Genomic DNA, 20,234 nt, shown 5'->3' on the forward strand with positions numbered 1-20,234 from the left:
CGGAGCATCCGGCTCCGCTCCCCGTCGCGCGTGTCACCACGGCGTGAAACATTTCGGGGGCCGGGTCGCATCCTAGCTGCCATCCGGGGCCCTGTCGTTAGATTGTTGTTAAAACTACGTTAAATTCAGGCTTCCGATCCAACAGGTTCACAAAACCGTGACCTCGAACCGGCCTTGACGCCCCTCAAGCGCGCTGAATGCGCGGCGGGCGCCTGAAACGACAACGCCGCCCTCGAAGGCGGCGTTTTTGTCTTTGAATTCAACAGCCTATGCTGATCAGGCGTAAGCCGGCGTCGCATACTCGACCGGGTCCGGGGTGGCCGGGGAGTCGAAACTGACCCATTCCCAGGCGGTGGCGTCGGCCATCAGCGCCCGCACCAGCTTGTTGTTGAGCGCGTGGCCGGACTTGAAGCCCTCGTAGGCGCCCAGCACCTGGCCACCGGCCAGATAGAGGTCGCCGATCGCGTCGAGGATCTTGTGGCGCACGAATTCGTCGGCGTAGCGCAGGCCGTCTTCGTTGAGCACGCGGAACTCGTCCAGCACGATGGCGTTGTCCATCGAACCGCCCAGGCCCAGGTTGCGTTCGCGCATGTACTCCAGGTCGCGCATGAAGCCGAAGGTGCGCGCGCGGGAGATTTCCTTGGTGTAGGCCAGCGTCGAGAACTCGATTTCCTGGCGCGACTGCTTGGCCGGGATCATCGGGTGGTCGAACTGGATGGTGAAGCCCAGCTTGTAGCCCTCGTACGGGGTGAAGCGGGCCACCTTGTCGCCTTCGGTCACTTCCACCGTCTTCAGCACGCGGATGAAGCGCTTGGGCGCACCCTGTTCCACGATGCCTGCCGACTGCAACAGGAACACGAAGGGACCGGCCGAACCGTCCATGATCGGCAGCTCGGCCGAGGACAGTTCGACGATGATGTTGTCCACACCCAGGCCGGCCAGCGCCGACATCAGGTGCTCGACGGTCTGGATCTTGGCGTCGTTGCAGGTCAGGCCGGTGCACAGGGTCACTTCGGTGACCAGTTCAGCCTTGGCCGGCACTTCCACGACCGGGTCCAGGTCCACGCGGCGGAACACGATTCCATGGTTGACCGGTGCCGGGCGCAGGGTCATGTAGACCTTGTCACCGCTGTGCAGGCCAACGCCGGTGGCGCGGATCGTGTTCTTGAGGGTGCGTTGCTGGATCATGGGGGTGGACCGGAAGTGACACATTAGATTAACACGCAGGGTCCCCTACCCCGACTGAAACGCCGGCAGGACACACCGGCGCGCCGGTAGGACGCGCGTGAAGCAGGGCGGCCGGGCCCATCCTGGCCCGGCGCCCGCGTTTTCAGGACATGGTGGCGCAACCCGGGGAGGACAAGCCCCGGGCCGGGCCGCTTAGTCCGCCTGGCGGCGCAGGAAGGCCGGGATGTCCAGGTAATCGTTCGGCAGTTCCGCCGCCGCCGGGGCCGAAGCGGCCGGGGCCGACGGAGCGGAGGCTGCCGCGGTATCGCTGCTGGCACGACGCAGGCCCAGGCCCATGCCACCCACCGCCTTCGACACGGCGTCGCCGCCATTGTCGAACTCGCCGAACTCCGGCTGGCCGGTGGTGGCGTTGCGGACCAGCTTGATCGGCGCACGCTCGCCCGGACGCTGGGACTTGCTGGCCGAGACGCGGTTCAGGCCGGTGGCGACCACGGTCACGCGCACTTCGTCCTGCATGTCCGGGTCGAGCACGGTACCCACCACCACGGTTGCATCTTCCGAAGCGAAGCCGTCGATGGTTCGGCCGATCTCGTCGAACTCGGCCATGGTGAAGTCGGCGCCGGCGGTGATGTTGACCAGGATGCCGTTGGCACCGGCCAGGTTCACGTCGTCCAGCAGCGGGTTCTGGATCGCCGATTCGGCAGCGGCCTGCGCGCGGTCATCACCGCGGGCGGTGCCGGTACCCATCATTGCCAGGCCCATTTCGGACATGACGGTGCGCACGTCGGCGAAGTCGACGTTGATCAGGCCCGGACGCACGATCAGGTCGGCGATGCCCTGCACGGCGCCCTGCAGCACGTCGTTGGCGGCACGGAAGGCCTGGATCATGGTCGCGTTGCGACCCAGCACGGTGATCAGCTTCTCGTTCGGGATGGTGATCAGCGAGTCGCAGTGCTGGCTCAGTTCTTCGATGCCCTTCAGCGCGACCTGCATGCGGCGACGCCCTTCGAACGGGAACGGCTTGGTGACCACGGCCACGGTCAGGATGCCCATTTCCTTGGCCAGCTGTGCCACCACCGGCGCAGCGCCGGTGCCGGTGCCGCCGCCCATGCCGGCGGTGATGAACACCATGTCCGCGCCCTGCAGCGCGTCCATGATGCGCTCACGATCTTCCAGAGCAGCCTGGCGGCCGACTTCCGGGTTCGCGCCTGCGCCCAGGCCCTTGGTCACGTTGGTACCCAGCTGCAGCTGCAGCTTGGCACCACAATTCTTGATGGCCTGCGAGTCGGTGTTGGCGGTGATGAACTCCACGCCATCCACCGCCGAGTTGACCATGTGCGCCACGGCATTGCCGCCGCCGCCGCCCACGCCAACCACCTTGATCACCGCATTGGGTGCCATCTTTTCGATCAGTTCAAAATGCGCCATGTCCGTGTCCTCGTTGTATCCGCTTCGGCTGGCATGGGCATTCGGGCGTCCTGCCTTCCTGCTGCATGCCGGCGTTGCGGCTGTGTGGGTTGTGTGTTGCCGGTGCTGCGTTGTGTTGCGGGTACTGCGGGTGTTGCGCCCGGGCGATGCCGGGGTTTACCGGTTCCGCGTCAGAACTCGCCGCGGAACCACGTCTTGAGTTTCTTGAACATGCTTCCCGCGCGCCCGGTCGGCAGCGACGGCCGGCGCGGGTGCTCGATCTGGCTGCCCATCAGCAGCAGGCCCACGCCGGTGGCGTGTACCGGGTTGCCGACCACTTCACCCAGGCCGGTGACGTGCTGCGGGATGCCCACGCGCACCGGCATCTGCAGCATTTCCTCGGCCAGCTCCACCACGCCCTCCATCTTCGAAGCACCACCGGTCAGCACCATGCCGGCGCGCACCAGTTCCTCGAAGCCGGAGCGGCGCAGTTCGGCCTGAACCATCTCGAAGATTTCCTCGTAGCGGCCCTGCACCGCCTGCGCCAGCGAGTGGCGCGGCATGCGACGCGGCGGACGATCGCCCACCGACGGTACCTGGATGCTCTCCTCGGCAGTCGCCAGCTGGGCCAGGGCGCAGGCGTAGCGCACCTTGATCTGCTCGGCTTCCGGGGTCGGCGTGCGCAGCATGTGCGCGATGTCGTTGGTGACGTGGTCGCCGGCGATCGGCAGCGAGGCGGTGTGGCAGATCGCACCCTGCACGAACACCGCGATGTCGGTGGTGCCGGCGCCCATGTCGACCAGCACCACGCCCAGCTCGCGCTCGTCGGCGGTCAGCACCGCCACGCTGGAGGCCAGCGAGGACAGCACCAGGTCGTCCACCTGCAGGCCGCAGCGCTGCACGCACTTGCTGATGTTGGCCGCGGCCGACTGCGCGCACACCACCAGGTGTGCATGCACTTCCAGGCGCACACCGGTCATGCCGACCGGGTTGCGGATGCCTTCCTGCGAATCGTCCAGCACGTACTCGCGCGGAATCGCGTGCAGGATCTTCTGGTCGGCCGGGATCGCCACCGCCTTGGCCGCATCGAGCACGCGATCCAGGTCGCCCCAGGTCACTTCGCCGTCGCGGATCGGCACGATGCCGGGCGAGTTCTTGCACTGCACGTGGTTGCCGGAGATCGAGGCATACACCGAGCGGATCTCGCAGCCGGCCATCAGCTCGGCTTCTTCCACCGCGCGCTGGATCGACTGCACGGTCGATTCGATGTCCACCACCACGCCGCGCTTGAGCCCACGCGATTCATGCGAGCCGATGCCGATCACTTCGATCGGATTGCCCGGCGAGTACTCGCCCACCAGCGCCACCACCTTGGAGGTGCCGATGTCCAGGCCAACGATCAGCGATTTGTCACCCTTGCGATTCATGTTCTTTCCTGCGTGCTTCTGGCCGGGGTCGCCGGCGTTTTCGCCGACGTGGCCGGGGTACCCCAGCTCAGCGTGAAACCATTGGTGTAACGGAGGTCGGCGCGCTCGATCGGCGCGTCCTGACGGTTGAGCTGCGGCAGCACCTTGACGAAGCGCTGCATGCGCGAGCGCGCGTCATCGCGGCCGACCACCACTTCGGTGCCATTGCTGAGCACCAGCGACCAGCTGCCGCGCGCATCCATCGTCACCCGGCGCACGTCCACGCCGGCCGGTGCGAACAATGCACGCGAGTCGCTGTACAGCTTCATCACTTCTTCGGTCTGGCTGTCCGGGCCGTCCAGTTCGGGCAGCGCCAGGTCGGCCAGCTTCTTCGGCGTCGGGAACAGCTTGCCCTGCTCGGAAACCAGGCGGTCGTTGCCCCAGCGCGCGAACGGCTTGTGCTCGACCAGGGTCACTTCCAGCACGTCCGGCCACTGCTTGCGCACCCGCGCGCTCTCCACCCACGGCAGCTTTTCCAGCGCGTCCTGCGCGTCCTGCAGCTTGACTGCGAAGAAACCGGAGCGCGCATACGGCATCAGCACCTGCTGCAACTGCTCGGCCGGCACCCGCTTGAACTCACCGTGCACGCGCAGCTTCGCCAGCGGCCAGCGCTCGGCGCCGACCCAGCCATTGACCACGGCCACCACCGGCAGTGCAACCACCGACAGGGCCAACAGCCAGACGAAGATGCGCAGCAGCGCGTTCATGCGTGCGATGCCTCCAGAGTCTGTTCCAGCACGCGCCACACCAGTTCCTCGAAACCGATGCCGGCCTGGCGTGCGGCCTTGGGCACCAGCGAATGGCTGGTCATGCCCGGCGCGGTGTTCACTTCCAGCAGGAAGAAGCGGCCGCTGTCGCGGTCGCGCATCACGTCCACGCGGCCCCAGCCACGGCAGCCGGCAGCACGGAATGCAGCCAGCGCAATGCGGCGGATTTCATCTTCGGCATCACCGTCCAGGCCCGGGCACAGGTACTGGGTGTCTTCAGCGATGTACTTGGCGTTGTAGTCGTACCACTGGCCCTTGGGCACGATGCGGATCGACGGCAGCGCGACATCGCCGAGGATGGCCACGGTCAGTTCGTCGCCCACCACCATCTGTTCCATCAGCAGCTGGCCGTCGTAGCGCGCGGCCAGGGCCACCGCTTCGTCCAGGCCGGCGTCATCGGTAACCCGGCTGATGCCCACGCTGGAGCCCTCGTTGGCCGGTTTGACCACCACCGGCAGGCCAAGTTCGGCGGCATTGGCGTGCACGTCCTCGGCAGTGACCTTCCGGTACTGCGGGGTCGGCAGGCCCAGCGACAGCCACACCTGCTTGGTGCGGATCTTGTCCATGCTCAGCGCCGAGCCCAGCACGTTCGAGCCGGTGTACGGCACGCCGAAGGCGTCCATCAGGCCCTGCACGATGCCGTCCTCACCACCACCGTTGTGGCCATGCAGGATGTTGAACACGCGATCGATGCCACCGCCGGCGAGCGCCTTGGCCAGTGCCGGAATGCCATCCACCGCGAACGCATCGACGCCACGCGACTGCAGGGCTTCAAGCACGTTGCGGCCGGAGTCCAGCGACACCTCGCGTTCGCTGGAGCTGCCGCCGAGCAGCACGGCGACGCGGCCGAACACAGCCGGGTCGGTCACGCGCAGCGGCGGGAAGGTCAGCGCGCTCACGCCTCGCCCTCCCCCTTGAAGCCTTCCACCGCGATGTGGGTGGCCACGGCACCGATGTCGCCGGCGCCCATCATCAGCAGCAGGTCACCGTCCTGCAGCACGTCCGGCAGCACGCTGGCCAGCTCGGCGGCCTTGCCCACCACCACCGGCTCGCTGCGGCCACGCGCACGGATGGCGCGGGCCAGCGCATGCGAATCGGCACCGGCAATGGGTTCCTCGCCGGCCGGGTAGACCTCGCTCAGCACCAGTGCATCGACGCTGGACAGCACCGCGGCGAACTTGTCGAACTGGTCGCGGGTACGGCTGTAGCGGTGCGGCTGGAAGGCCACCACCAGACGCTTGTCAGCCCAGCCACCACGGGCGGCGGCGAACACCGCCTCCAGCTCGCTCGGGTGATGGCCGTAGTCGTCGATGATGCGCACCTTGGCGCCGCTGGCCGTGGTCACTTCGCCCAGATCGTTGAAGCGACGGCCAACACCGGCGAAACCTTCCAGCGCACGCGCGATCGCGTCCGGCGCAACGCCCAGCTGCCAGCCCACCGCAGCGGCGGCCAGCGCGTTGAGTACGTTGTGCTTGCCGGGCAGCGCCAGCACCACTTCCTGGCTGGTGCCCTGCGGCAGGCGCAGGGTGAAGCGCATGCGCGAGCCTTCCTGCACCACGTTCTCGGCACGTACGTCGGCCTGCGGGCTCATGCCGTAGCTCATCACGTGGCGCGGGGTCTTGGCGGCCAGCGCAGCCACTTCGGGATCATCGATGCACAGCACCGCCAGGCCGTAGAACGGCAGGCGCTGCAGGAACTCTGCGAACGCCGCCTGCACCCGCGCGAAGTCGTTGCCGTAGTTCTCCAGGTGGTCGGCATCAATGTTGGTGATGATCGACATCAGCGGATTCAGGCGCAGGAAGCTGCCATCGCTTTCGTCGGCCTCGGCCACCAGCCACTGTCCACCGCCCAGCTTGGCGTTGGCACCGGCAGCCAGCAGCTGGCCACCGATCACGAACGTCGGGTCCAGGCCACCTTCGCTCAGCACCGCAGCGGTGAGGCTGGTGGTGGTGGTCTTGCCGTGGGTACCGGCCACCGCGATGCCGCGGCGGAAGCGCATCAGCTCGGCCAGCATCGCCGCACGCGGCATGATCGGAATACGCTGGCTGCGCGCTTCCATCAGTTCCGGGTTGTCTTCGCGGATGGCACTGGAGACCACCACGCAGTCGGTGCCCAGCACGTTGGCTGCGGAGTGGCCGCGCATGATGCGCGCCCCCAGGCTGGCCAGGCGACGGGTCGCCACGTTGTCGGCGTTGTCCGAGCCGGACACCTCATAGCCCAGCGTCAGCATCACTTCGGCGATACCGCTCATGCCGGTGCCGCCGATGCCGACGAAATGCACGCGCGGGAACGCGCGCACCAGATCGTTGGTGTCGTGCAGGCGACGGATCATGCGCGGCCTCGCGCAGGGCAGGCGCGGTGGCATGCCTTCTTCATACAGCTTCCTCAAGAATGATATCGGCGATGCGCTCGGCGGCATCGACCTTTGCCAGAGCACGCGCGGCTTGCGCCATCTGCATGCGGCGGGCGGGATTTTCGGACAGATCACGCAGCAGTGCGGCAATGCCGTCAGCCAGCGTTCCGTCCTGCTTCAGCAAAACCGCCGCGCCGCGCTCGACCAGGTACTCCGCATTGCGGGTCTGGTGATCGTCGACGGCAGCGGGGAATGGCACCAGCACGCTACCGACACCCACCGCGCACAGCTCGGCCAGCGTCGAAGCGCCCGCGCGGCACACCACCAGGTCGGCCCAGGCAAAGGCCTCGGCCATGTCGGCAATGAACGGGGTGATGTCAGCCTGCACGCCGGCCTTGGCATACGCCTCGACCGCTTCGGCATGCATCTTCTCGCCACTCTGGTGGCGCACCTGCAGCGGCACCCCGGCGCCCAGCGCGGCGATCGCCTGCGGCACGCCGTTGTTGAGTGCACGCGCGCCCTGGCTGCCACCGACCACCAGCACGCGCAGCGGGCCATGACGGTCGGCGAAGCGCTGTTCCGGCGGTGCGATGGCGGCGATTTCGGCACGCACCGGGTTGCCGACGAACTCCTCGCGCTTGGCGAAGGTGCCCGGGAAACCGGTCAGCAGGCGGCGCGCATAACGCGACAGGATGCGGTTGGTCAGGCCCGGCGCACGGTTCTGCTCATGCACGATCAACGGCAGCCCATGCAGGCGCGTGGCCATGCCGCCCGGCCCGGAGGCAAAGCCACCGAAGGCGACCACCGCGCGAGGCTGGCGCTTGCGGATGATCATGCCGGCGGCGCGCAGCGCGCGCATCAACCGCCACGGTGCACCAAGCAGGGCCAGTTTGCCCTTGCCGCGCAGGCCGGTGATGGCCAGGGTGTCGATCGGAATGTCGTGCTGCGGCACCAGACGGGTTTCCATCGCACCATCGGCGCCCATCCAGGTGACGGGCACGCCACGCTCGCGCAGCACGCGGGCCACGGCCAGGCCGGGGAAGATGTGACCGCCGGTGCCACCGGCCAGGATCATCACCGGCCGTGCAGTGTTGGTGGCTGCGCTCATGACAGCCTCCCGAAGGTCGGTTCGATGCGCGACTGCAGGCGGCTGGTGCCACGTGCGGCGGCCGGCCCGGCAGCGGCGGCCACCGGTTCGGCGCTCATCGGCACGCTGGCCGCAGCCGGTGCGGCCGGCGCGTCCACGGGTGCATCGGCCACGGCCTCGTCGCCACCACCGATACGCACGGCCTGGCGACGCTCGGCACGCTTGAGTTCATAGGACACGCGCAGCAGCAGGCCCATCGCCACGCAGGTCATCAGCACCGACGAACCACCGGAGGAGATCAGCGGCAGGGTCAGGCCCTTGGTCGGCAGGATGCCCAGGTTCACGCCGATCGAGACGAAGGTCTGCATGCTGATCCACAGGCCGATGCCGAAGGCGATGTAGCCGGAGAAGTGGCGCTTCATTTCCACGCAGCGCATGCCCAGCCAGAAGGTGCGGCCGACCAGCAGCGCGTACAGGGCCACGATCACGCAGGTGCCCAGGAAGCCGAACTCCTCGGCGGTGACCGAGAAGATGAAGTCGGTATGTGCTTCCGGCAGGTAGTACAGCTTCTGCACCGAGTTGCCCAGGCCAACGCCGGTCCACTCGCCGCGGCCCACCGCCATCAGCGCGTTGGACAGCTGGTAGCCGTCGCCCTGCTGGTCGGCCCACGGGTCCAGGAAGGAGGTGATGCGGCGCATGCGGTAAGGCTCGATGATCGCCAGCGCGCTCATGCCGACCAGGCCGATGATCACCGGCATCGACATGCGCGGCATGTTCACCCCGCCCAGCACCAGCATGCCGGCGGTGATCGCCAGCAGCAGGGTGGACGAACCGAAGTCCGGCTGCAGCAGCAGCAACAGCACCAGCGCACCGGCCACGCCCAGCGGCTTGAGCATCGCCGGCCAGGTCGCGTTGACCTCGTCGCGGAAGCGCACCAGGTAGCTGGACAGCCAGACGATGTAGAGCACCTTCACCGCTTCCACCGTCTGGAACTTGGAGATGCCCAGGTTGATCCAGCGGCGCGCACCGTTGACGGTGCTGCCCAGGCCCGGCGCGAACACCGCCAGCAGCAGCACGAAGCAGCCCAGCAGCAGCATCTGGTTGTACTGCTCGATGGACTTCAGCTCGGTGCGGGCGGCAACGACCGCCAGCACGATGCCCACCGCCAGGAAGATCAGGTGGCGGTTGAGGTAGTAGAACGGGCTGCTCATCAAAGCGATCGAGCTGGACGCCACCATCACCACGCCGATGCCCGTGAGCGCGATGATCGCGCCCAGCAGCCACTTGTCGTAGCTGCCTTCGATGGCTTCAAGGCGTGTTGCCTGGCGGGACAGGTCGTTCATCTCAGCGCACCTTCAACGTGGCCAGGCCAATCAGCACGAGCACGACGGAGATGATCCAGAAGCGCACGATCACGCGCGGCTCGGGCCAGCCCTTCAGTTCGAAGTGGTGATGGATCGGCGCCATGCGGAACACGCGCTTGCCGGTCAGCTTGAACGAGGCGACCTGGATCATCACCGACAGCGTTTCGATGACGAACACGCCGCCCATGATCACCAGCACCAGCTCCTGGCGGGTGATCACCGCGATCGTGCCCAGCACGGCGCCCAGCGCCAGCGCGCCGATGTCGCCCATGAAGACCATGGCCGGGTAGGTGTTGAACCAGAGGAAGCCCAGGCCTGCGCCGGCGATGGCCGCACAGATGATGACCAGCTCGCCGGCGCCCGGGATCTGCGGGATCTGCAGGTAGTTGGCGAACACCACGTTGCCCGAGGCATAGGCGAACACGCCCAGCGCGCAGGCCACCAGCACCGTCGGCATGATCGCCAGGCCGTCCAGGCCGTCGGTCAGGTTCACCGCATTGGAGAAGCCGACGATCCAGAAGTAGGCGATGGTCACGAAGCCGATGCCGGCCAGCGGCAGCGCCACCGACTTGAACATCGGGATGTAGAAGGTCAGTGCGGCCGGCACATCGGCCGTATAGAACAGGAACAGGCCCGCAGCCAGGCCGAAGATCGACTGCAGCAGGTACTTCCAGCGCGACTTCAGGCCGTTCGGATCGCGGCGGACGATCTTGATCCAGTCGTCGTACCAGCCGATGGCGCCGAAGCAGAGCATGACCGCCAGCACCAGCCACACGTAACGGTTGCGCAGGTCGGCCCACATCAGCACCGACAGGGTGATGGTGAGCAGGATCAGCGAACCTCCCATGGTCGGCGTACCGGCCTTGGAGAAATGGGTCTGCGGACCGTCCTTGCGGATCGGCTGGCCGCCCTTGAACTGGGCAAGCTTGCGGATCATCGCCGGGCCGAGCCACAGCGACAGGAACAGGGCCGTCAACGCGGCAAGGATGGCGCGGAACGTCTGGTAGTTGAACAGCCCGAACAGGCTCTCCAACTGCTGCAACCATCGAGCCAGTTCATACAACATGCGGGGATTCCTCTCCTTGCGCCAGCAGCGCTTTGACAATCGTGTCCATGGCGCTGCCACGGGAACCCTTGACCAGGCAGCGCACGCCAGCGTGCAGCTCGTCCTTCAGCGCCTGCGACAGCGCGTCATGGGTGGCGAAATGACGGCCGCCTTCGCCGAAGGCGGTGGCGGCGGCGGCGCTGAGCGGACCCAGCGCATACAGGCGCTTCAGGCCAGCCGCGCGGGCGCGCAGGCCGGCCTGCGCATGCAGCGCTTCGGCATCCGGGCCCAGCTCGCGCATGTCGCCAAGCACCAGCCAGCCTTCTTCCGGAGCAGCAGCCAGGGCATCGATGGCCGCAGCCAGCGAACCCGGGTTGGCGTTGTAGCTGTCGTCCACCAGCACCGCACCGTTGCGCAGCTGATGGGCAATCTGGCGGCCCGGCACCGGCTGCGCATCGGCCAGGCCAGCTGCAACCAGCGCCAGCTCGATACCGGCGGCCAGTGCCAGGCTGGCCGCGGCCAGCGCGTTGCTGACGTTGTGGCGGCCCGGCAGACCCAGCACCACGCGGGCTTCGCCCATCGGCGACACCAGGGTGAACTGGCTGCCCTGCGCACCGGCGCGGATATCACGCGCAGTGACATCGGCGGTATGTTCCAGCCCATAGCGCAGCACACTGCAGCGCGCCGGGGTACCGACGAAGTGCTGTTCGAACCAGCGACCGTAGGCATCGTCGACGTTGATCACGGCCACGCCGTCAGCCGGCAGCGCGGCGTAGATCGCGCCCTTGGTGACGGCGACGCCGAGCAGGCTGCCCATCCGCTCCAGGTGCGCCGGGGCGATGTTGTTGACCAGCGCATAGCGCGGACGGGCGATGTCGGTCAGGTAGGCGATGTCACCCGGTTTGCCGGCACCCATCTCGTAGACCGCGTAGTCAGCATCTTCCGGTGCATCAATCACTGCCAGCGGCAGGCCGATTTCGTTGTTGCGGTTGCCCGGATTGGCGTAGACCACCTTGTGCGCGTGGCGGGCCACCTGCTGGAGAATTGCCAGCAGCAGGCTCTTCACGCTGGTCTTGCCGTTGCTGCCGGTGATCGCGAACACCTCGGTATCACGGTCACGCTGCATGCCGGTGGCGATCTTCGCCAGCGCCAGCTCGCTGTCGGCCACCAGCACCTGCGGCAGTTCGATCGGCAGCAGGCGCTCGACCAGCAGCGCGCTGGCACCGCGTGCCAGTGCGTCGGCGGCGAAGTCATGGCCGTCGAAACGCTCGCCACGCAGCGCCACGTACAGGCTGCCCGGGCCGAGGCTGCGGGTGTCGTTGCTGATCGCGTCGATGGCCACGTCGTCGCCGTGGATCTCGCCGCCGGCCCAGTGTGCGATCAGCGAAAGCAGGGTGCGCTTCATGCGATGCCCTCCCCGGCCTGCGATCTCAGCACGCCGACCTTGGCGGCCAACGCAGCGGCAGCCACTTCGGTGTCATCGAAGTCATGGCGCACGCCATTCACTTCCTGGTACGGCTCGTGGCCCTTGCCGGCGATCAGGATGATGTCGCCTGCATTGGCGCGCTTCACCGCCAGGCCGATCGCGCGCGCGCGGCTGCGCTGCACGGTCACGGCGGAGGCATCGGTGAAGCCGGCCAGGATGTCGGCCACGATCACGTCGCCATCTTCGCCACGCGGGTTGTCGTCGGTGACGATGACCTGGTTGGCCAGGCGCTCGGCAATCGCGGCCATCTGCGGACGCTTGCCGGTATCGCGCTCGCCACCGCAGCCGAACACGCAGAACAGCGTGCCCTGCAGGTGGCCGTGCAGGCTGTCCAGCGCCTGTTCCAGTGCGTCCGGGGTGTGCGCGTAATCCACCACCACGGTCGGCAGGCCCTCTTCGCCACCGAGGCGGTTCATGCGGCCGCGGATCGGCTGCAGCGCCGACAGCACCTCGGCAATGCGCGCAAGCGGCTGGCCCTGCGCATGCAGGGTGCCGGCCACGGCCAGCAGGTTGTCCACGTTGAAGCGGCCCAGCAGCGGCGACTGCACCGCCGCGCGCTGGCCGTCGATGACCAGTTCGAAGGCGATGCCACGGCCGTCCAGCTGCAGCGCTTCGGCGCGCACGCTGGCGTCGGTGGCACCGCGCGAGCTCAGGCCGATCGGCTGCACGCCCGCCGGCAGGCCGGCGAACAGCTGGCGACCGAACGCATCGTCCAGGTTGATCACCGCGGCCTTCAGGCCCGGACGATGGAACAGGCGCGCCTTGGCCGCACCGTAGCTGGCCATGTCGCCGTGGTAGTCCAGGTGATCGCGGGTGAGGTTGGTGAACACCGCCACGTCGTAGTGCACCGCATCCACGCGGCCCTGGTCCAGCGCGTGCGAGCTGACTTCCATCGCCACCGCGCGCGCGCCGGCGTCGCGCAGCTGCGCCAGCAGCGCATGCATCTGCAGCACCAGCGGCGTGGTGAAACCGGTCGGTTCAACCGCACCATAAAGTCCGGCGCCCAACGTGCCGATACTGCCACTGGGCGTTCCGAGCAGGTGCCAGGCCTGAGCCAGCAGCTGCACGGTGGAGGTCTTGCCGTTGGTGCCGGTCACGCCCACCATCGCCATCGCCCGCGACGGTGCGCCATGGAACTGGTCGGCCATCGCGCCCATGCGCGCGCGCAGGCCAGGCACCGCGATCGCATCGGCCGGTGCGGGCAGCTCGGCAGGTGCCGGCGGCTCGAACAGGATGGCGCCGGCGCCGGCCGCACGGGCCTGCTCGACAAACCCCAGGCCATGCGCGCCGAAACCGGCGATGGCGACGAAGGCATTGCCGGGCCGCACGGCGCGGCTGTCCAGCACCAGGCCGGTCAGAACGGGGTCGTGCCCTGCAAGAGCAACGTCCGGAAGCAACTGCGAAAGCAACATCGAAGGACTCATTGCGTGCCTCCCGTAGCGGGCGGCGTCTGGGCATGCGCGCTGGGCAGCGCAGCATCGAATTCAGCGGCGGCATCGACCGGCAGCGCGGCCTCGGCCGGTGGCGCCGGCAGGATCGAGGCCGAATGGCCGACCTTGCCGGACTGCTGTGCGGCCAACCACGACTGCAGGTCGTCCAGCGGCACGTCCATCAGGCGCAGGGTGCCTTCCATCACGTTGTGGTAGACCGGCGCCGACACCAGGCCACCGTAGAACTTGCCGGCCTGCGGGTCGTTGATGACGATGACGGTGGCAAAACGCGGATTGGTGGCCGGCACCACGCCGGCGAACAGCGCGTTGTAGTGGCCGCGCTCGTAACCGCCGGGGCCGGCCTTGCGCGCGGTACCGGTCTTGCCGGCCACGCGGTAGCCCAGCACCGCCGCCTGCTTGGCGCCGCCCTGGGTGACCACGGTTTCCATCATCGCCACCACCTGCTTGGCGACGTTCTCGTCGATGATCTGCTGGCCTTCGTTGCGCTGGCCCTTGACGAAGGTCGGCGCGATCAACTTGCCGCCGTTGGCCAGCGCAGAGTAGGCAGTGGCGATCTGCAGCGGCGTCACGTTCAGGCCATAGCCGTAGGACATGGTGGTTTTGGTGGTGCCCGACCAGCGCGCCGGGCGCAGCACCACGCCGCCGGACTCACCCGGGAAGCCGCTGTGCGGCACCGAGCCGTAGCCGAAACGGCGCACGCCGTCGTAGAACACCTGGTCCGGCATCTTCGCCGCCACCTTGGCCGCGCCCACGTTCGAACTGCGGGTGATCACGCCGGTCACGTTCAGCACGCCGTTGTTGCGCGGCACGTCGCGGATGGTGAAGCGACCCAGAGTCATGTAGCCCGGGTTGGTGTCGATGATGGTGTCCTTGGTCACCGCGCCGGACTGCAGCGCGGTGGCGATGGTCAGCGGCTTCATCGTCGAACCCGGCTCGACCAGGTCGGTCACCGCGCGGTTGCGACGGGTATCCGGGGCCGCGCCGCCCACCGAATTCGGGTTGTAGGTCGGTAGGTTGACCATCGCCAGGATCTCGCCGGTGGTCACGTCCATGATCACCATCGAACCGCCGGCCGCCTTGTTGGCCACCAGTGCGTTGCGCAGTTCCTTGAACGCCAGGTACTGGATGCGGCGGTCGATGCTGAGGGTCAGGTCCTTGCCCGGTTCGGCGGCGCGCAGCAGATCGCTTTCGACGGTCTCGCCCTTGCGGTTGCGGATCACCCGCTTGGCGCCGGCCTTTCCACGCAGCCATTCGTCGAACGCAAGTTCCAGGCCTTCCTGGCCGCGGTCGTCGATGTTGGTGAAGCCCAGCACGTGTGCCATCGCCTCACCCTGCGGGTAGAAGCGACGGAACTCGCGCTGCGCGGCCACGCCCGGAATCTTCAGCGCGACCACCTTCTCTGCCTCGTCCGGATTGATCCGGCGACGCAGGTACATGAATTCCTTGTCCGACTTCTGAGACAGGCGACTGCTCAGCTCATCCACCGACATGCCGACTGCCTGCGCCAGCTCGGGAATGCGCTCGGGCGAACGCAGCAGGTCCTGCGGATTGACCCAGATCGAGGCGACCGGGGTCGACACCGCCAACGGCTCGCCGTTGCGGTCGGTGATCATGCCGCGCGAGGTCTTGATCGGCAGCTCGCGCAGGTAGCGGGCCTCGCCCTGGCGCTGGTAGAAATCGCTGTTGATGATCTGCACGTAGGCCGCACGGCCCACCAGCGACACCGAGCACAGGCCAAGCGCCAGGGCAACCCAGCGCAGGCGCTGGCGCAGGTTGAAGGCGTTGCGCGGGCGGTTGCGACCGGTCTTGCTCATGGGCGCACCACCACGATGTCGGCGGCCTCTGGGAACTTCATGCCGAGCTTCTCGCGGGCGATGCGATCGACACGGTTGGCTTCAGCCAGCGTTGCCTGCTCCAGCTGCAGGCGGCCGAATTCCAGATTGATGTCATCGCGCTTGCGCTCGGCGCGCGACAGCTCGATGAACGTCTGCCGGTGACGGTGACGCACGAACACGACGCCGATCGCCGAGGCCACGGTCGAGGCCAACAGGATGATCAGCAGCAGCCGGCTCATGCATCGGCCTCCCGCTTCTGGGCCACGCGCAGCACGGCGCTGCGGGCACGCGGGTTGGCCGCCAGTTCTTCGTCGGTGGCCTTGATGGCACCGCCGATCAGATCCAGGGTCGGTACGAACACCTCCGCCTCGGGCAAGCGGCGGTTGGCCGGCGGTGCCTTGGCCAGGCGGTTCATGTACTGCTTGACGATGCGGTCTTCCAGCGAGTGGAAGCTGATCACCGCCAGGCGACCACCGGGCTTGAGCCGCTCCACCGCCGCATCGAGGCCGGCTTCCAGATCGGCCAGCTCGCGGTTGATGTGGATGCGGATGGCCTGGAAGCTGCGCGTGGCCGGATGGATCTTGTCCTTGCCACGCGGCATCACCGAGGCGATCAGCTCGGCCAGTTCTGCGGTACGGGTGAACGGCTGCTTCTCGCGACGCGCCACGATGGCACGGGCGATACGGCGGCTCTGGCGCTCTTCGCCGTAGGTCCACAGCACGTCGGCAATCTCACGGTCTTCGACGCGGTTGATCCACTGCGCGGCGCTTTCACCGCTGTCCGGGTCCATGCGCATGTCCAGCGGGCCGTCCTTGCCGAAGCTGAAACCACGTTCGGCCACGTCCAGCTGCGGCGACGACACGCCAAGGTCGAACAGCACGCCGTCCAGGCCTTCGGCCGTCGCATCCCACTGCAGCAGCTGGGCGAAGCTGCCACGGAAGATGGACACGCGCGGGTCCGGCGCGAAATCACGCTCGGCAACGGCGATGGCTTCCGGATCCTTGTCCATGACCAGCAGGCGCCCCTCGGGACCGAGCTGGGTGAGCACGCCACGTGCATGACCGCCACGACCGAACGTGCCATCCAGATAACGTCCGTTTTCGATCACCCTCAGGCCTTCAAGGACCTGGGTGTACAGGACCGGCAGATGCACCGCCGGCGACTGCGACACCGGAAGGTGACCGGCCTGCGCTTCTGGGCGCATCCGGGCACCCCGGCTCACAACTTCAGGTCGAGCAACCCATCACCCAGATCCTCGTCAGACAACGTCTGCTGGATCAGGGCCCGATGCGCCTGCTCGCTCCACAATTCGAACTTGTCGCCCATACCGAGCAGTACCGCCTTCTTCTCAATGCCCACCGCACCGCGGTGGCTGGCGGGGATGCTGATGCGACCGTTGCCGTCCAGCTCGAGATGGGCGGCCGAGCCGACCAGCTTCTGCTGCAACAGGCGCACGACGCGCTGGGTGTTGGGTTTGGACATCACATCGTCGCGGACCCGCTCCCATTCCGACTCTGCGTACAGCCACAGGCAGCCGGCTTCGAACGGGTTGTAGGTCAGCACGAGACGGTTGTTGCTGGCGCGCGCGACGAGGTCGCGGTAAGCGGTGGGAACCGCCATGCGCCCTTTATCGTCAACTGTGATGGCCGTCTCGCCCTGGAACACGACGCGTGCACCTATCCTTCGCCCGGTGAAACATTGAACCACGAAAACCCACAAAACACCCGGATTTCCCTCTGATGCCCACCTTAGCAGCGGCCCGAAGGTTGTCAACAACTTTTCAGCGGGGAAATCGCCAGCCGCATCAATGGCTTGCAACAACCTTTAGAGAATTGTTCAAGGCTTATCCACAAGTTGCTGATCCGTCTCAATTTTTGAGATTGAACGGAAGTTCAGGGCTGTAGACAGCGCGTGAAACATTGGCCGCGCATTCATCCAAAACGAGCCGGAAGCGGCGCCAGACTGCGCAAACCGTGCACAATGAGGCCATGTGCCTGCTCGCTCTTGGCTGGATGCACCACCCGCGCTGGCGGCTGGTGATGACCGGCAACCGTGATGAGTTCCACGCCCGTCCCACGGCGGCGCTGGCCCCCTGGCAAGATGAGACCTCCGTCATCGGCGGACGCGACCTGCGCTCCGGTGGTGGCTGGGCCGGGGTCGGCGCCAAGGGCCGGATGGCGGTGGTCACCAACGTGCGCGATCCGCTGGCCGCACAGACCGGCCCCTCGCGTGGCGCACTGGTGGCCGACTTCCTGCGTGGCCGTGATGCCGCCGCCGTGCATATCGACCGGCTGGCGACCGTGGCCGGCGCCTACGCCCCGTTCAACCTCCTGCTGGCCGATGGCGACAGCCTGGAGTACCTGGGCAACCACCCCGCCGAACGGCAGCGCCTGGGCCCGGGCGTGCATGGCATGTCCAACGGCGCGCTGGACGCGCCGTGGCCGAAGACCCGACGGCTGATGGACGCCCTTGAAGCATGGCTGCAGGAAGACGGGGTCAGATCCCTTTCCCAGGGGGAAAGGGATCTGACCCCGCTCTGGGATGCCCTGGCTGACGAGCACCGCCCCGCCGACAGCGACCTTCCCGACACCGGCATCGGCCTGGAGCGCGAGCGCTGGCTGAGCCCGGCCTTCATCCGCGGCGACGACTACGGCACCCGCGCCAGCACCGTGCTGCTGATCGACGCCAACGGGCATGGGCAGATCCACGAACGTCGCTTTGGCCCGCAGGGCGTCGCCCTGGGCCAGAGCCAGGTCGATTTCTGACCCTGTACCTGTTTTCTGTGTCTATAAATGTCTGCACGCACGCCACACGATGATCTGGCGCGGTCCTGCCGCGCGCCTCACCGATCCACAGGGAGTCATTGATGCGCCGTGTTCTCGTACTTGTCGTCACCCACCTGCTCACCCTCGGCCTGGGCTTTGGCCTGGGCATCTACCTCCTGCCGATCCTGATCGCCCCTGACGACCCGCCGGCGGCGCAGGTGCAGGCGGTCATGGGTGACGCCACCTACCACACCACCTTCCGTCGCGACCTCAAGGGCAGCGATGCAGTGCATTGGGCCGAAGGCAAGGTCAGCGTCAGCCCGCGCCAGGTCGCCTTCGACGGCAAGATGGGACCGGGCCCGGATTACAAGGTCTACCTGGTTCGCGACTTCGTCGACAACAAGGCCGACTTCCTGAAGATCAAGGCACAGGCCCAGCGCATCGGCGAGGTGAAAACCTTCAGCCGTTTCCTGGTGGACGTGCCCGACAACGTGGACGTGGACGACTACACCACGGTGGTGGTGTGGTGCGAGCGTTTCTCGCAGTTCATTTCCGCCGGGCAGTACCGTACGCCGGGCTGAGCACCGTGGGGTCAGAGCCCTTTCCTCCGGAAAGGGGTCCGACCCCGCAATCACGGTAGATCCACGCCATGCGTGGATGAAGAAGGAGGCGGAGCCGGCCGATAAGCCGGGTTCTGTCGTGGACAGTCATTCCTCTAGGCGTTACGTCACCGCAACGCTCAAGCAACCTACCCGGATCCAACGCGGGCCGCGCCAAAGGATCCCTATTTGGTCTTGCTCCAGGTGGGGTTTGCCGTGCCGGTCTGTTGCCAGACTCGCGGTGCGCTCTTACCGCACCATTTCACCCTTACCGGCCTTCCGAAGAAGACGTAGGCGGTATCTTTCTGTTGCACTTTCCGTCGGCTTGCGCCGCCCAGGCGTTACCTGGCACCTTGCCCTATGGAGCCCGGACTTTCCTCGGCACCCCCGAAGGGATGACGCGACTGTCTGGCCGGCTCCGCCAGCGCACATTCTAGCCTACGCACGCCCTTCCTGCCGTGCTGATCGCGGCGTGCGGTTCATCCATCCACGCGGGGCGTAGATCTACCGGTTCCGCTGCTCTGGTGGGTGCGGGCCTTGGTCCGCACGATCCATCAGCTGCCGTACAACGCCTTGCGCGGTGCGCCGGTCAATTCGGCCGCCAGCTTGGCCGCGGTCGACGGCGGCAGGTGCTCGCTCAGCTTGGCGTACACGCGACGGCCATGCGCCAGCTGCGCTTCCTCATCGTCGCCGGCGCCCTGCACCATCACCACGAACTCGCCCTTGCGCTGGTTCTCGTCGGCTTCCACCCTGGCCAGCAGGCCGGCCAGATCGCCATCCAGTACGGTCTCGAACAGCTTGGTCAGCTCGCGCGCCAGTACTGCCGGGCGCTCGCCACCGAAGATCGCCGCCATGTCGGCCAGCGACTCGGTGATGCGGTGCGAGGATTCGTAGAACACCATCGTGCGCACTTCACCGGCCAGCGCCTGCAGGCGGTCGCGGCGTCCGCTGGCCTTGGCCGGCAGGAAGCCCTCGAAGCTGAAACGGTCGCTGGGCAGGCCGGCCACGCTCAGCGCGGCGATGGCGGCGCAGGCACCGGGAATCGGGCTGACCTTGATGCCTGCCGCCCGCGCGGCACGCACCAGGCGGAAACCCGGATCACTGACCAGCGGCGTACCCGCATCACTGACCAGCGCCAGCGACTCGCCGGCCTGAAGGCGCGAGACCAGGCGCTGGGCCAAGGCTTCCTCATTGTGTTCATGCAGGGCTACCAACGGCTGCTGGATGCCAAAATGGGACAGCAGCTGGCCGCTGCGGCGGGTGTCTTCGGCACAGATGGCCGCCACCGAACGCAACACCTCCTGCGCGCGCGGGCTCAGATCGGCCAGGTTGCCGATCGGGGTGGCGACGACGTACAGGGTTGGGACACTCATTTCAGCGGTACTCACGGGGCAAGGGTAGAATCGTAGCGTGTACCCGGC

At 67.2% G+C, this 20,234-nt stretch carries 17 protein-coding genes, 1 other RNA gene and 1 pseudogene; 2 read left to right on the forward strand and 17 right to left on the reverse strand.

Annotated features, from left to right (window positions below; translation table 11 throughout):
• Positions 1 to 276 precede the first annotated feature (276 nt).
• The 15 genes and pseudogenes from lpxC to mraZ all read right to left on the reverse strand — a co-directional run bounded on the left by lpxC (position 277) and on the right by mraZ (position 17,114).
• Entirely contained in the window at positions 277 to 1,188 is a 912-nt protein-coding gene (lpxC, locus tag V9K93_RS10620) for a UDP-3-O-acyl-N-acetylglucosamine deacetylase (RefSeq protein WP_046982702.1), read from the reverse strand.
• 192 nt (positions 1,189 to 1,380) lie between these two features.
• On the reverse strand, positions 1,381 to 2,616 hold the full coding sequence (gene ftsZ / locus V9K93_RS10625) for a cell division protein FtsZ (protein WP_004143720.1): 1,236 nt from the start codon (positions 2,614 to 2,616) through the stop codon (positions 1,381 to 1,383).
• A gap of 170 nt (positions 2,617 to 2,786) precedes the next feature.
• A complete protein-coding gene (gene ftsA / locus V9K93_RS10630; RefSeq protein ID WP_005408083.1) occupies positions 2,787 to 4,022 on the reverse strand; it encodes a cell division protein FtsA in 1,236 nt (411 codons plus the stop codon).
• A 68-nt stretch (positions 4,023 to 4,090) separates the two neighbouring features.
• Positions 4,091 to 4,768: pseudogene (locus V9K93_RS10635) on the reverse strand (cell division protein FtsQ/DivIB); the annotation flags it as partial.
• Complete coding sequence (locus V9K93_RS10640; RefSeq protein ID WP_337302530.1) at positions 4,765 to 5,727, reverse strand: D-alanine--D-alanine ligase; 963 nt, start codon at positions 5,725 to 5,727, stop codon at positions 4,765 to 4,767. The pseudogene V9K93_RS10635 and the gene V9K93_RS10640, both read right to left, overlap by 4 nt.
• Positions 5,724 to 7,160: a UDP-N-acetylmuramate--L-alanine ligase gene (murC, locus tag V9K93_RS10645; RefSeq protein ID WP_012510048.1), complete on the reverse strand. Its 1,437-nt coding sequence runs from the start codon at positions 7,158 to 7,160 to the stop codon at positions 5,724 to 5,726. Before murC ends, V9K93_RS10640 begins: the two co-directional genes overlap by 4 nt.
• Before the next feature lie 40 nt (positions 7,161 to 7,200).
• Complete coding sequence (gene murG, locus V9K93_RS10650; protein WP_337302531.1) at positions 7,201 to 8,289, reverse strand: undecaprenyldiphospho-muramoylpentapeptide beta-N-acetylglucosaminyltransferase; 1,089 nt, start codon at positions 8,287 to 8,289, stop codon at positions 7,201 to 7,203.
• A complete protein-coding gene (gene ftsW / locus V9K93_RS10655) occupies positions 8,286 to 9,611 on the reverse strand; it encodes a putative lipid II flippase FtsW (protein WP_004143661.1) in 1,326 nt (441 codons plus the stop codon). The genes murG and ftsW overlap by 4 nt, the downstream gene beginning before the upstream one ends.
• 1 nt (position 9,612) lies before the next feature.
• Complete coding sequence (gene mraY / locus V9K93_RS10660) at positions 9,613 to 10,698, reverse strand: phospho-N-acetylmuramoyl-pentapeptide-transferase (RefSeq protein ID WP_004143659.1); 1,086 nt, start codon at positions 10,696 to 10,698, stop codon at positions 9,613 to 9,615.
• Complete coding sequence (locus V9K93_RS10665; RefSeq protein ID WP_046982699.1) at positions 10,688 to 12,082, reverse strand: UDP-N-acetylmuramoyl-tripeptide--D-alanyl-D-alanine ligase; 1,395 nt, start codon at positions 12,080 to 12,082, stop codon at positions 10,688 to 10,690. The genes mraY and V9K93_RS10665 overlap by 11 nt, the downstream gene beginning before the upstream one ends.
• Complete coding sequence (locus V9K93_RS10670; RefSeq protein WP_136638861.1) at positions 12,079 to 13,587, reverse strand: UDP-N-acetylmuramoyl-L-alanyl-D-glutamate--2,6-diaminopimelate ligase; 1,509 nt, start codon at positions 13,585 to 13,587, stop codon at positions 12,079 to 12,081. Before V9K93_RS10670 ends, V9K93_RS10665 begins: the two co-directional genes overlap by 4 nt.
• Positions 13,584 to 15,428, reverse strand: a complete 1,845-nt coding sequence (locus V9K93_RS10675) for a peptidoglycan D,D-transpeptidase FtsI family protein (protein ID WP_046982697.1) — start codon at positions 15,426 to 15,428, stop codon at positions 13,584 to 13,586. Before V9K93_RS10675 ends, V9K93_RS10670 begins: the two co-directional genes overlap by 4 nt.
• Positions 15,425 to 15,688: a cell division protein FtsL gene (gene ftsL / locus V9K93_RS10680; protein ID WP_005412242.1), complete on the reverse strand. Its 264-nt coding sequence runs from the start codon at positions 15,686 to 15,688 to the stop codon at positions 15,425 to 15,427. The genes V9K93_RS10675 and ftsL overlap by 4 nt, the downstream gene beginning before the upstream one ends.
• Positions 15,685 to 16,653 (reverse strand): 16S rRNA (cytosine(1402)-N(4))-methyltransferase RsmH, encoded by a 969-nt coding sequence (rsmH, locus tag V9K93_RS10685; protein ID WP_046982696.1) that lies wholly within the window; start codon positions 16,651 to 16,653, stop codon positions 15,685 to 15,687. The genes ftsL and rsmH overlap by 4 nt, the downstream gene beginning before the upstream one ends.
• Positions 16,654 to 16,667: 14 nt before the next feature.
• Positions 16,668 to 17,114, reverse strand: a complete 447-nt coding sequence (gene mraZ, locus V9K93_RS10690; protein WP_004143635.1) for a division/cell wall cluster transcriptional repressor MraZ — start codon at positions 17,112 to 17,114, stop codon at positions 16,668 to 16,670.
• A 323-nt stretch (positions 17,115 to 17,437) separates the two neighbouring features.
• Here mraZ and V9K93_RS10695 point away from each other — a divergent pair, with 323 nt between their 5' ends.
• Both V9K93_RS10695 and V9K93_RS10700 read left to right on the forward strand, forming a co-directional pair.
• Entirely contained in the window at positions 17,438 to 18,214 is a 777-nt protein-coding gene (locus V9K93_RS10695; RefSeq protein WP_136638858.1) for an NRDE family protein, read from the forward strand.
• A 101-nt stretch (positions 18,215 to 18,315) separates the two neighbouring features.
• Positions 18,316 to 18,795 carry a DM13 domain-containing protein gene (locus V9K93_RS10700; protein ID WP_046982694.1) on the forward strand — a complete coding sequence of 160 codons (480 nt, stop codon included), beginning with the start codon at positions 18,316 to 18,318 and terminating at the stop codon, positions 18,793 to 18,795.
• 86 nt (positions 18,796 to 18,881) lie between these two features.
• Here the strand turns inward: V9K93_RS10700 and rnpB are convergent.
• Both rnpB and rsmI read right to left on the reverse strand, forming a co-directional pair.
• An RNA gene (gene rnpB / locus V9K93_RS10705) (RNase P RNA component class A) lies at positions 18,882 to 19,233 on the reverse strand.
• A 134-nt stretch (positions 19,234 to 19,367) separates the two neighbouring features.
• Entirely contained in the window at positions 19,368 to 20,186 is an 819-nt protein-coding gene (gene rsmI, locus V9K93_RS10710; protein ID WP_046982693.1) for a 16S rRNA (cytidine(1402)-2'-O)-methyltransferase, read from the reverse strand.
• Positions 20,187 to 20,234 lie beyond the last annotated feature (48 nt).

The sequence above is a fragment of the Stenotrophomonas sp. CCNWLW162 genome (assembly GCF_037203745.1).
GTDB lineage: Bacteria > Pseudomonadota > Gammaproteobacteria > Xanthomonadales > Xanthomonadaceae > Stenotrophomonas > Stenotrophomonas maltophilia_AQ.